Source organism: Streptomyces sp. NPDC059895 (genome assembly GCF_042731035.1).
In the GTDB taxonomy this organism is placed as follows: domain Bacteria; phylum Actinomycetota; class Actinomycetes; order Streptomycetales; family Streptomycetaceae; genus Streptomyces.
This window is the reverse complement of the sequence record NZ_JBHWKO010000026.1, coordinates 4,277-16,375: the sequence shown is the minus strand read 5'-3', so window position 1 is coordinate 16,375 and position 12,099 is coordinate 4,277. Positions and strand designations below refer to the sequence as shown.

Below are 12,099 nucleotides of genomic sequence, written 5' to 3'. Positions count from 1 at the left end.
GCGGGGAAATTTCGCGTGCAATTCCATGTGCTCGTTACGCTCATCTCACTCGTCGCGCTACTTTGATCCTCCGTCTTTCGCGGCGTCCCCCGCCACCGCGTATACCATGCGTCGAAGAAACGTCATGGACCGTTAATGCGTAATTTCGGGGGGACCGGGCGTACATGGACGACACCGAAACGCTGATCCACTTGTCCGTGCGGCCGAACGATCTCGATGCGCAAGGCCACGTGAACAACGCCGTCGGTCTCGAATACCTGGAGGCCGGGCGCTGGGACTGGTTCGCCCGCCACCGGCTCGTTCCGGACGGCACGGTGGCACCCGTGGTGGCCCGCGCCGAGATCGACTACCTGGCGCCCGTCCCCTACACCCGCCTCGTCGTGGCAACACGCCTCGTCACGCCGCTGGGGCCCGGTGCGGACGGCTCGCGGGCCTTCCGCGCCGACTTCCGCCAGGAGATCAGGATTCCGCAGCGCGCGCGGCCCGCCCTCCGCGCCCTGATCACCCTCGCGTTCGTGGACCGGGAACGCGGCGGCGGTCCGGTCAGCCTGCGCGCGTTCCGCGAGCGCGCGGCAGCGCCGGGCACCACCGACGGGAATTGATCCGGAACATGCGGATATTTTAACCGGACCCGGGCCCGGCTGTTTTGTGCGGTGTGTGGCCCAGGAGATCTGTCGTTGGCCTGACGGTAACTCGGCGGTGGGACCATTGCATGTGGTCCGGGTGATAAGGCGGTGCAACGGCGCACAGGGTGCCCGGAGGTCCGCATGGTTCGCTTTCACCCCGAGGAACTCTTATGCCGAGACCCGGTCCGCCGCGCACTCAGTTACCCGGCATGAACGAGCCGGGTGCGCATTCCCCACGGCTCAGGCTGCTCGGGCCGGTCGCGCTGATCGCGGAGCGGGGCACGCTGGACGTCGGACCGCCTCGCCTGCGGGTGGTTCTCGCCGTGCTGGCCCTCAACGCGAACCGGGTCACCCCGGTCGAGAAGCTGGTCGACGCGCTGTGGGAGGAGGCCCCGCCGTCCACCGCGCGCGGCCAGATCCAGGTCTGCATCTCCGCGCTGCGCAAACTGCTCGACCGCGCCGGAGCGCCCGGCATCATCAAGACCCGTCCGCCCGGCTACCTGTTGGAGCTGGCCCCGGACCAACTGGACACCGAACGGTTCGCCCTGCTGGTCGCACTGGCGGGCAAGCAGGCGGAGGCGGGCCGCCTCACCGACGCCGCGGCGACGCTGCGCGAGGCGCTGCGGCTGTGGCACGGCCCCGCGCTGGCCGGAGTGCGCAGCAGCCTGGTCCAGCGCAGCGCCGCACTGCTGGAGGAGTCCCGCCTCACCGCGCTGGAACGGCGGATCACCCTGGATCTCGCCCTCGGACTGCACGGGCAGGTGACCGGCGAACTGTACGCGCTGTGCGCGGAACACCCCGGCCGGGAAGGGTTCCGCGGCCTGCTCATGCTCGCCCTGTACCGCTGCGGCCGGCAGGTCGAGGCACTGGCCGTCGCCCGCGCCGCACGCCAGTTCCTGATCGACGAGGTGGGTATCGAACCCGGCCTGGAACTGCGCGAACTGGAACGCGCCGTCCTCCACCAGGACCCGGGCCTCCACCTGTCCGCCGACCAACTGCCGCCGGACCTCGCGGCCGAGCCGGACACCACCGGCGGGACACCGCCACCGGCCGAGCCGAACACCGCGCCGAACACCGCGCCGAACACCTGGCCGGGCGCCGACGAGCCGCCCTGCCAGGTGCCGCACCTGCTGCCCGCGAGCATCGCCGACTTCACCGGCAGACAGGCCCAGCTCACCCGGATCGAACGCCTGCTGACCGAGGACCCGCATCCGTACGCGGTGCGCATCGTGGCGATCTGCGGCAAGGCCGGCGTCGGCAAGTCGAGCCTCGCGGTACGCGTCGCCCACCAGCTCGGCGACGCCTTCCCGGACGGCCACCTCTACGCCGACATGGGCTCCGGCCGGGGGGACGAGCACACCTCCCGGTTACTGGGCCGCTTCCTGCGCGCCCTGGGCGTCGAGGGATCGGCCGTCCCCGACGACCTCACCGAACGCGCCGAGATGTACCGCAGCAGACTGGCCAACAAGCGGATCCTGGTCCTGCTGGACGAAGTGGCGGACGAGGAACAGGTGCTCCCCATGCTGCCCGGCAGTCCGACCTGCGCGGTCATCGTGACGGGCCGGACCAGACTCGGCGGCCTGTCGGGATGGCACCGGGTGGACGTCGGCGTCCTCGACACGGACGAGTCGATCGAACTGCTCGCCCGGATCGTCGGTGAACGGCGGATACGGGCGGAACGGGACGCGGCGGTCGAACTGGCCGGCCTGTGCGGCGGACTGCCGCTGGCCCTGCGCATCGCCGGGGCCCGGCTGGAGTCCCGGCCGGACCACCGGATCGGCGCACTGGTACGGCGGCTGGCCGACGAGTCCCGGCGGCTGGACGAGTTCACCCACCAGGGACTGGCGCTGCGCTCCAGCATCGACGCGGCCTACCGCGAACTGAACGGGCAGGCCCGGCGGCTGCTCCGGCTGTGCACGCTCATGCCGAGCCCCCACTTCCCCGGCTGGACCGCCGCCACCCTGCTGGACATCGGTCCGCGGCAGGCCCAAGACCTGTTGGAGAGCCTGGTGGACGCCCAACTGCTGGACACCGTCACACCCCTCGACACCCCGCTGCCGCACTACTGCCTGCATGACCTGATCCGCCTGTACGCCCAGGAACAGCTGACGCTGACCGAGAGCGAGGAGGACCGCAGGGCCACCCTCGGGCGGGTGCTGCGCGCCTGGCTGGCACTGGCCCGGCAGTGGCACCGGGAACTGCACGGCCAGGACTACACCACCCCGGAGGCGGGCCTCGCCGAGGCGGGCACGGTCCGCTGGGCGCCGGAACGCAGCTCCCTCATCGCGGCCATCAGGCTCGCCGCCGAGACCGGCTTCCACGAGCTGTACTGGGATCTGGTGCTCACGTCGGCCGGTCTCTTCGAGCGCGGCGGCTACCTCGACGAGTGGCACGAGACCACCCGACTGGCACTGGCCGCGACCGAGCGCGCCCGGAACCACCGGGTCACCTCGGCCATGCTGTACTCGGCCGGCCGGCTGTACGTGAGGCGGCAACGACTGCGCGAAGCCGAACACAACGTGGGCGCGGCACTCTCGGAACGACGGCGCTCCTGGAACGACGGCCCTCCTGAGTGACGGCTCGACCCGCCCGGCGGGGCGGCGCCGCAGCCGAACAGCGCCTCCGGATCCGGTTCCTCCCCCTCCTCCCCGAACAGCCCGTCCTCCTCGCTGAGCCCGGTCAGCTTCTCCAGGGACGGCATGTCCACCTCCGCCGGCCAGGCGGGCAGGACGAGTTCCTTCCCGGCCGCCGCGCCGATCTTCGTGTACTCCGTGAGGACCTGGCGTGCCTCGTCCGGGTGTGCTGAAGTCCTCCACCAGCTCCGGGTCCGTCTCCGCGAAGGGGGACGCGATCACGTGAGGCTGCCCCCAAACAGGACCGCGCGACAGACCTCACGGAGTCCTACTAGGGCGTGTTGTGAAAGTGGATCATCATCGTGGATGATCACTGGCCGTGGGGCGTGGTGATCTGACGAACGGCCAGTGGGCCCGGCTGAAGCCGTTGCTGCCGCATGGCAAGAAGCCGGGTCGACCGCCGACGTGGACGCGCCGGCAGTTGATCGACGGCATAAGGTGGCGGACCCGGACCGGAGCGCCGTGGCGGGACGTGCCCGAACGGTACGGGCCCTGGGACCGCGTCTACGACCTGTTCCGACGCTGGCAACGGGACGGCACCTGGAAGCGGATCTTCGTGCAGCTGCAGGCCGAGGCCGATGCGAAAGGCTTGATCACGTGGGACGTGAGCGTGGACTCTACGGTCGCCCGGGCTCACCAGCACGCTGCTGGCGCGCGTAAAAAGGGGCACTGCAGAAGGAGCCTCCCGGTGGCGTCTTCACCGAGCCCGACGACCATGGCCTCGGTCGGTCGCGCGGCGGGCTGACCTCGAAGCTGCACCTGGCCGTGGAGCAGGGCCAAAAGCCTCTGTCACTGCTGATCACCGCCGGGCAGCGGCACGACAACCCGCAGTTCCAGCCGGTCCTGGAGGGCATCCGGGTGCCCCGCATCGGCCCGGGCCGGCCACGGACCAAGCCGGACAGGGTCCGCGCGGATAAGGCGTACGGCTCCCGCGCGAACCGGGCCTACCTGCGCAGACGCGGGATCGGCTGCACGATCCCGGAGAAGGCCGACCAGGTCCGCAACCGCAAGAACCTCGGGGCCCGCGGTGGTCGTCCGCCCAAGTTCGACAAGGACGACTACAAGGAGCGCCATGCGGTGGAGTGCGGCATCAACCGGCTCAAGCGCCACCGGGCCGTGGCCACGAGGTACGAGAAGCTCGCGGTCCGCTACGAAGCGACGGTGCTGGTCGCGGCCATCAACGAATGGCTGTGACCAGTACGCTTACGACTGGTGCGACGGCGTCGAATCGGTCAGCGACTTGAACAGGTGCACGTCCGCGTGCCCTCCAGGGATACCCAGGGTCCGACCGGTCTCGGCATAGCCGTGGCGCTGGTAGAAGCCGGGAGCCTGGAAGCTGAAAGAGGAGACGGTGACGCGATCGCAACCGCGTCGCCGTGCCTCTGTCTCAGCTGCCTGCAGGATCCTGCTACCCCACCCGTCCTTGCGGCTGTCCTCGCGAACCCACAGCAGCTCGATGCCGCAGAGGCCGCCCCAAGTCCATGCGGCCAGCCCGCCGACCAGTTCGCCTGCTTCATCGGTGACCTTGATCGAGAACGTTCCGCGGTCAGCCGCACCTGTGGCGGCCGTGTTGAAGGCGACCAATTCCTCGGTCAATCGGTCGTTGAGGTCGGTGTCGCGCTCGCCGATGGTCAGAGTCAGGGCGGGGCTGTGGTCAGTCGTCACGCCGCGGAGTATGTCAGTCCGTCCGGCTCCACAGCACGCGATTACTCAGGACCATGATCCACTTTCGCAACAGACCCTAGGCAGATGTGGCCCGTGAGCTCTTGAGCGCCGCGTGCAGCGCCTCGCACAGGCGGGCGGTCTGTTCTTCGCCGAGGTCGGCCAGGGGCGCCTGCTGAGCCGCCCGTTCCAGCAGCTGTTCCCTCAGCACGGCCCCTTCCGGCGTCAGGGCGAGCATCTTCGCGCGACGGTCGGTGGGGTGGGGTTTGCGTTCGACCAAGCCGCGGTCCGCCAGGCGGTCGATTACGAAGGTGACGTTGGACGGCTCGCAGCACATGATGCCGGCCAGCTCGCGCATGGTCCGGGGGGTGTCGAGGTCACGCAGTGCAGTGGCCTGAGGCAGTGTCAGTCCCAGGTCAGCGACGCAGCGACGGGCGTGTTCTTCAAACATTCGATCCAGGTCGCGGATCAGGGTGCGGAGCTCCCGGTGGCGGCTGCCGGGACGGGAGCCGACCGTTTCGGGGGTCTGCTGCATGGGTCGGACGATACCAGGATGCTTCAAGGAATGACATCTCAAGTAGAGATACTTAAAGCTAGGATCTTTTGCATGTCTTTGCTTGCAGCTTGAATCATGTAAGCCATAGTTTTCCTTCCGGTGTCCAAGCCGGTGCGCTGACCGACACCGTTCGATGCGGGCCCTACAGACAGGCACAGGGGGAATTCATGCTCTGCCCAGCACGCACGGCTGAGGACGTGATCGATCTGGGCGTGCTGGGAGCCCGCTTCACAGCCGATCCGTACCCTCTGTACGCGAAGATGCGCCGCAGCGGCCCTGTCCACCGGGTACGGCTGGACGGCGGTGTCGAGGCGTGGCTCGTGGTACGGCACCAGGAGGCGCGGGCGGCCCTTGCAGACCCCCGGCTCACCAAAGACTGGTCGACTGCCGCGCCCGGGCTTCGCGCCTTCCGCACGGGCCACCCGGAGCGGTCCACGCCTCTGGTCGGCGGTTCTCTTCTTGCCGCTGACCCGCCCCGGCACACTCGTCTGCGCCGACTGGTGACCGCGTCCTTCTCCGCGCGCCGTGTCGCCGAGCTCGGTCCCCGTATCCAGCAGCTCGCCAACCGCCTGGTGGACGACCTGGTCCGTCACCCGCGTGTCGACGCGGTCTCGGGACTCGCCTTTCCTCTCCCTATCATGGTGATCTGTGAGCTGCTCGGGGTGCCCGAACTCGACCAGGAGCGGTTCCGGGAGTGGTCCACGACTCTGGTGACTGCGGACGGCGCAACACCCGCCTACCGTGACGCCGCCGCCGCAGTCAACGCCTACCTTGACGAACTCATCGAGGCAAAACGGTCCCAGCCCCAGCCGGGAGACGACCTACTGGCTGCGCTCCTGCGCGTCACCGAGGAGCAGGACGACCACCTCTCCACCGACGAACTGCGCTCCCTGGCACAGCTGTTACTCGTCGCCGGACATGAGACCACCGTCAACCTCATCGCCAACTCCCTGCTGGCCCTGCTCCAACATCCGCGCCAGCTCGCAGCCCTCCGAGCCGACTATTCCCTGCTGGAAGGCACCATCGAGGAAACCTTGCGCCACAACAGCCCGGTGGAGTGCGCCACCTGGCGGTTCGCAGTGGAGCCGGTCGAAATCGGTGGCGTCCTCGTCCCGGGTGGCGGAAGCCTGGTCCTCGTGGCGCTGGCAGCCGCCGGCCACGACGAGGACCAGTACCCGGACGCCGCGGAATTCGACATCACCCGGGCCTCCGGTGGCCACCTGGCCTTCGGCCACGGCATCCACTACTGCCTGGGCGCGCCACTTGCCCGCCTGGAAGCCCGGATTGCACTGCGTACGCTGCTTGAACGCTGCCCCGCGTTGGCCCTGGACACCGACGCCGGGCCTCTCGCCTGGCGGCCCGGGATGCTCGTGCGCGGCCCCGAACGACTTCCCTTGCTTCCCGGTGCCTGAAGCTCAGGGACGGTGGGGCGTCCGTCTCCGGCCTCTCGCCCGCCGTCCCCTCTGATCCCATCCCAGCCGTCGACACACGGCCGTGCAGGCCGGTGAACACAAGGAACGACCACTGACGTGAGTGCAACAGCGAACACTGACAGCAAGGCGGAAGTGCAGCCCTCTCCGCTTTCCGCCCCTGCGATCCTGGTCTTTTCCTCCGTGGCGGTGGGCTTCGTGATGGCCGCACTCGACGCCACAGTGGTGAACGTCGCGGGGGCCAGTATCGAGGGAAGCCTCCATCTCGGACTGCCCTCGCTCACCTGGGTGGTCGACGGCTACATGCTCGCCTTCGCCTCGTTGCTGCTGCTTGCCGGATCGATCGGCAGCCGGTTCGGCGCGAAGAAGGTCTATCTGGTCGGCCTGGCCGGATTCACCGCCGCCTCACTGGCCTGCGCACTGGCGCCCACGGGCGGAGCGCTGGTGGCCGCCCGCGCCGTGCAGGGCGTCGCGGCCGCGCTCTTCCTGCCCGGTTCGCTGGTCCTGCTCGTGCACGCCTTCCCCGATCCGGCCAGACGCGCGCGGATGGTCGCGCTGTGGTCGGGGGCCGGCGCGGCCGCCTCCGGTCTCGGCCCGGTGATCGGCGGTCTGCTGGTGGGGCTGTGGGGCTGGCGGAGCGTCTTCGTGATCAACGTCCTGATCGGTGTCGTCGGCCTGTTCCTGACGGCTCGGCTGATCAAGCCCGTGCCGGCGAACACCGAAGACACGCTCAAGATCACCCAGCACGTCCTGAGCGTGCTCGCCTTGGTCGGCCTCGCCTACACACTCATCGAGGGACCGAGCCAGGGCTGGACCGATCCGGTCGTCCTGTCCGGCGCGGCGGCCGCGGTCGTTCTCGGCGTCGTCTTCGCCCTGCGCGAGGTGCGTGGACCGGCTCCCGTCTTTCCCGTACAGCTTTTCCGTAACAGCCAGTTCTCCGTGGCCAACCTCGTCGGCTTCCTGCTCAACTTCGGGCTGTACGGCGTGCTCTACATGCTCGGCCTGTTCCTCCAGCAGGAGCACCACGCCAGTCCCATGCGCGCCGGCTTCCAGATGCTGCCCATGATGATCGTGTTCGTCATCGGCAACCTGACCGTTGCCCGGTTCGTGACCAAAGTCGGCACCCGGCTGCCGATGCTCATCGGCTTGACCGTCGCGGCCGTGCTCTCAGCCCTGCTCGCAGTCCTGGCATCGCAGCCGTACTGGCTGCTGGCCGCGGTGGTCTCGGTCGCCAACCTCGGTCTGGGCGTCACCGCACCCGCGATGACCGCCGCGCTCATGGACGCGGCGGGCCGCCAACACGCCAGCGTCAGCAGCGCCACATTCAACGCCAACCGACAGATCGGCACCCTGGTGGGTGTGGCCGTCACAGGCACCGTGCTCGCCTCGGTACACAACTGGGACACCGGAGCCCGGACGACCTTCGCCGTGGCCGCAACCGCCTACGCGATCGCCGCACTGCTCGTGGCCCGCTGGGCCAGACGGCCCTCCGACGAAGGGACACCGGCGGCGTAGATCTGCCTGTCCCTCGCAGCCTGCCGCCGTCCACCGCGCTTTTTCTACCCGGCTGCTTGCCATCAGCCACCCCTTTTTTGTCCCCGTCATCGTCCTCACGACTCCTCCCGGACATGCCGCTCAGGAAGAGGTAAATGACCATGGCTTCTCCCAGTTCGACCAGCACTGTGCAAGTTGCCGATCCGGCGCTGGCCCCGCTCTTCACTCCATTTGAGATCGGCAGCCTGCGGTTACCGAACCGGCTCGTCATGGCGCCCATGACGCGGGCCGCCTCACCGGGCGGTGTGCCAGGCACCGACGTCGCTGAGTACTACGCCCGCCGGGCACGGGGCGGCATCGGCCTGATCGTGACCGAGGGCACCGTCATCGGCCACGCCGCTTCCGCCGTACCGGACGGCATACCGTTCTTCGCCGGCGCCGAGGCACTCGCCGGCTGGTCCCGTGTGGTTGCGGCGGTACACGCCGCCGGCGGCCGGATCGTGCCGCAACTGTGGCACGTCGGCGCCTACGACGGCCCCGACGCCGCCAGAAATCCTGCCGTCGAACCGGTTGGCCCCTCTGGGCTGGGGCTCTCCGGAGCGCCGCTCGGCACACCCATGACCGAAGCCGACATCGCGAGCGTGGTCGAAGCGTTCGCCCGTGCCGTCACCGACGCGAAACAACTCGGCTTTGACGGCATCGAACTGCACGGCGCACACGGTTTTCTCATCGACCAGTTCCTGTGGTCGCACACGAACCGACGAACTGACCGCTACGGCGGAAGCGCGACGGAACGCAGCAGGTTCGGCGCGGAAGTCGTGGCCGCCTGCCGAGCCGCGGTAGGGCCCGACTTCCCGATCATTCTGCGCATCTCCCAGTGGAAAATGACCGACTTCGAGGCCAGGATCGCCAACGCCCCATCGGAACTGGAGGCACTCCTTACACCGCTGGCCGAGGCCGGCGTCGACGCCTTCCAAGCATCCACCCGCCGATTCTGGCAACCCGAGTTCGCGGCATCGAAGCCCGAGCTGGGGCTGGCGGGATGGGCGAAGAAGGTCACCGGAAAACCGAGCATCGCCGTAGGGTCGGTCGGGCTCGAACCCAGTGACTTCCAAAACGCCTTCGCCGGACAGGGGGCGGGCGTCGCACCGCTCGACAGGGCGACCGCACTGATCAAGCGAGGCGACGCCGACCTGCTGGCGATCGGCCGCCTGCTGGTGTCGGACCCGGAGTGGGCAGCCAAAGTACGCGACGGACGGATAGCCGAGCTGCTGCCGTTCGACCCCGCGGCGCTGGCCTCCCTGACGTGACCCCTCTCAGGCTCATTCTTCGGCCTACCGGCGCTGGCCACACCTGCCCGCGCATTCCTTCCAACCTGAACTAAAAAGGGATCGATCATGGTAAACGGAAAGATCCGGGTCGGGGTGGTGGGCGCCAGCCCCGAACGGAGCTGGGCGGCGCGCGCCCATCTGCCGGCGCTGTCAGCCCTGCCGGAGTACGAAGTCACTGCGGTCGCGACCACCCGGAAGGAGAGCGCGAACGCCGCAGCGGAGCGATTCGGCGCGCTACACGCCTTCACCGACGGCCTGGAGCTTGCCGCATCACCGGACGTGGACCTCGTCGTCGTGGCCGTCCGTGTGCCTGCGCACTTCCCGCTGGTGGAGGCTGCGCTGGCCGAGGGCAAACACGTGTACTGCGAGTGGCCCCTGGGCCGCACAACGCAGGAAGCCGAAGTCCTCACACAGCTGGCGGCACGGTCCGACGGTCATCAGGCTGTGGGGCTCCAGGCGCGACTCGCGCCTGCCATCCAGTACGCTCAGCAGCTGCTCGCGGACGGCTACGTGGGCCAGGTCACGTCCGCGTCCGTGCACGGCGCCCGCAGCCGGGGAACTACGAACCAGATCCCGGGCTGGGCCGCCTACGTTCTGGACCGAACTTCGGGGGCCGGCACGCTCGAAGTGGCCGGCGGCCACACGATCGACACGCTCGAGCAGCTGCTCGGCCAGATCGTTCAGCTCTCGGCCACGCTGGCCGTCCGGCGACAGGACTTCGTCCTGGCCGAGACAGGCGTCCCATTCCAGGCCACGGCTGCCGACAGTGTGCTCCTTCAGGCCCGGCTGACGGACGGCACCCCCGTCTCGGTGCACCTTCACGACGGCAGAGTCACCGAGGCCCGAACAGCCTTCGAGATCGCCGGCACGGAAGGGACGCTCACCCTGGAGACCGCTGGCCCCGGCAGCAACTCCGGGATCCAGATCAGCGAGCTGCGGCTGATCGGAAGCCGGCTGCCCGATGGAGGCAAACCCCGTGTGCTGCCCATCCCCCCTCCTACCGCCGTGTGCCACCAACAGTGTCAGAGCTGGGCGCACTGAACGTCGCACAGACATACGCTCGCCTTGCCGAGGACATCCGGCACGGCACCCGCACCGTCGCGGACTTCGGCGCGGCCCTGCGGTTGCACCGGCTCCTTGACGAGATCCGCACCTCAGACGAGATGGGCACACGGTGGACCGCGTGACGTCGCAGCACTCCGACCTGCCATCTGCGGAGCCGGAGACTGCGCTCCCGCAGATAAATATCACCCCCGACGGCATCCTGTGCTTCGCCCGGCGCTGGATCCGCTGCTGGAACGAGCGCGATCTCGAGGGCCTGCTCATCCACTACGCCGACGACGTGGTCGTGAACTCGTCGGCCGCCGCTCGCCTGAGGCCAGACTCAGGAGGGCGCTTGAGAGGCAAGGAAGAGTTGCGTGAATTCTGGACGCACGGGCTCGGGCTCTTCCCCGACCTGAGGTTCGAACTGACTGGCCTCGCCATCGGTCCTCACACGCAGACGGGCCCGCGGACGATCGTGCTGAACTACCGGAACCAGGCGGGTCAGAGAGTCAGCGAGGGCGTCCATGTCGGCCGCAAGCGGGTCGAGCGGCTCATGCGCCAGGCCGGCCTGGCCGGGATCAGCCCCCCGCCGGGGCAAGGGCTTCACTCGCCGGGACCCGGACGCCGATCTTGCTCCTGACCTGGTGCAACGCGGCTTCACCGCGAACGGGCCGAACCGGCTGTGGGTCACCGACCTGACCATGATCCCCACCGGGGAGGGGCCGCTGTGGCTGTCCGCGATCCGCGACGCGTTCTCCCGCCGGGTCGTGGCCTGGGAGACCTCCGCCCGCGCGGACGCGGACCTGGTCCTCACTCCGCTGGAGTATGCCCTGGCCAGCCGCGAAGTCGTCCCCGGCGAGCTCGTCCACCACGCCGACCACGGCTGTCAGGGCTCCCACGGCTGGAGTGACGGAAGGGCGGGCGGGATGGGCGGCGCGGCCACGGCCGGGGATCGGGGCGCGCTCGGCTGGTTGCGCGTCGGCCGGTGCCGACGCGCCGCTGCCGCTGCACCGGGGCGGCGGGGTGAGGCGGGGTAGGCCGGCGGGGGAGAGATCGGGGCGGGGGCGGTGCCAGCGTGCGGGGTGGCGCCACCGGCCGGCCGCGTCGCGGGCGACGTCGACGCCGACTTCCACCACCAGCTCGGGTTCCACCAGCGTGACGTCCAGGGTCTCGCGGCTGCCCCATCCGGCGGAGGGGGCGCCGAGTGGTGGCCGTAGGCCATCGCGGCCAAACTTCGGCAGTCGGCGCAGGGTCTCGCCGTCACCGTCTTGGATCAGCCCCCCGGCTCCCGGCCGTGCAACGGCCGGGGGCCGGGGGCCCGCG

Annotated in this window: 11 protein-coding genes; 9 read left to right on the top strand and 2 right to left on the bottom strand. The window is 69.4% G+C overall.

The window, feature by feature from the left end; all coding sequences use genetic code 11:
- The first annotated feature begins 164 nt into the window (after window positions 1-164).
- The 3 genes from ACFV9M_RS26215 (at window position 165) to ACFV9M_RS26205 (ending at window position 4,453) form a co-directional block, all read left to right on the top strand.
- The gene (locus tag ACFV9M_RS26215) at window positions 165-602 is read left to right on the top strand and encodes an acyl-CoA thioesterase (RefSeq protein WP_385078551.1); all 438 of its coding nucleotides are present in this window, start codon (window positions 165-167) and stop codon (window positions 600-602) included.
- Between the two features lie 233 nt (window positions 603-835).
- The gene (locus tag ACFV9M_RS26210; RefSeq protein ID WP_385078549.1) at window positions 836-3,202 is read left to right on the top strand and encodes a BTAD domain-containing putative transcriptional regulator; all 2,367 of its coding nucleotides are present in this window, start codon (window positions 836-838) and stop codon (window positions 3,200-3,202) included.
- 376 nt (window positions 3,203-3,578) lie between these two features.
- A protein-coding gene (locus ACFV9M_RS26205) for an IS5 family transposase (RefSeq protein WP_385078546.1) occupies window positions 3,579-4,453 on the top strand; the annotation gives its coding sequence in 2 pieces (ribosomal slippage) (window positions 3,579-3,923 and window positions 3,926-4,453; 873 coding nt in all).
- A gap of 9 nt (window positions 4,454-4,462) precedes the next feature.
- On the opposite strand, the gene ACFV9M_RS26200 is transcribed toward ACFV9M_RS26205, so the two are convergent.
- Both ACFV9M_RS26200 and ACFV9M_RS26195 read right to left on the bottom strand, forming a co-directional pair.
- Complete coding sequence (locus ACFV9M_RS26200; RefSeq protein WP_385078544.1) at window positions 4,463-4,924, bottom strand: GNAT family N-acetyltransferase; 462 nt, start codon at window positions 4,922-4,924, stop codon at window positions 4,463-4,465.
- A 76-nt stretch (window positions 4,925-5,000) separates the two neighbouring features.
- Window positions 5,001-5,456 carry a MarR family winged helix-turn-helix transcriptional regulator gene (locus ACFV9M_RS26195; RefSeq protein WP_385078541.1) on the bottom strand — a complete coding sequence of 152 codons (456 nt, stop codon included), beginning with the start codon at window positions 5,454-5,456 and terminating at the stop codon, window positions 5,001-5,003.
- 188 nt (window positions 5,457-5,644) lie between these two features.
- Here ACFV9M_RS26195 and ACFV9M_RS26190 point away from each other — a divergent pair, with 188 nt between their 5' ends.
- The 6 genes from ACFV9M_RS26190 (at window position 5,645) to ACFV9M_RS26165 (ending at window position 11,813) form a co-directional block, all read left to right on the top strand.
- Window positions 5,645-6,889 (top strand): cytochrome P450, encoded by a 1,245-nt coding sequence (locus ACFV9M_RS26190; protein WP_385078538.1) that lies wholly within the window; start codon window positions 5,645-5,647, stop codon window positions 6,887-6,889.
- 117 nt (window positions 6,890-7,006) lie between these two features.
- On the top strand, window positions 7,007-8,422 hold the full coding sequence (locus tag ACFV9M_RS26185) for an MFS transporter (protein ID WP_385078535.1): 1,416 nt from the start codon (window positions 7,007-7,009) through the stop codon (window positions 8,420-8,422).
- Between the two features lie 134 nt (window positions 8,423-8,556).
- On the top strand, window positions 8,557-9,711 hold the full coding sequence (locus ACFV9M_RS26180) for an NADH:flavin oxidoreductase (RefSeq protein WP_385078533.1): 1,155 nt from the start codon (window positions 8,557-8,559) through the stop codon (window positions 9,709-9,711).
- Window positions 9,712-9,798: 87 nt separating this feature from the next.
- Window positions 9,799-10,773: a Gfo/Idh/MocA family protein gene (locus ACFV9M_RS26175; RefSeq protein WP_385078531.1), complete on the top strand. Its 975-nt coding sequence runs from the start codon at window positions 9,799-9,801 to the stop codon at window positions 10,771-10,773.
- A 142-nt stretch (window positions 10,774-10,915) separates the two neighbouring features.
- Entirely contained in the window at window positions 10,916-11,416 is a 501-nt protein-coding gene (locus tag ACFV9M_RS26170; RefSeq protein WP_385078528.1) for a nuclear transport factor 2 family protein, read from the top strand.
- 4 nt (window positions 11,417-11,420) lie between these two features.
- Window positions 11,421-11,813 carry a DDE-type integrase/transposase/recombinase gene (locus ACFV9M_RS26165; protein WP_385078526.1) on the top strand — a complete coding sequence of 131 codons (393 nt, stop codon included), beginning with the start codon at window positions 11,421-11,423 and terminating at the stop codon, window positions 11,811-11,813.
- Window positions 11,814-12,099 lie beyond the last annotated feature (286 nt).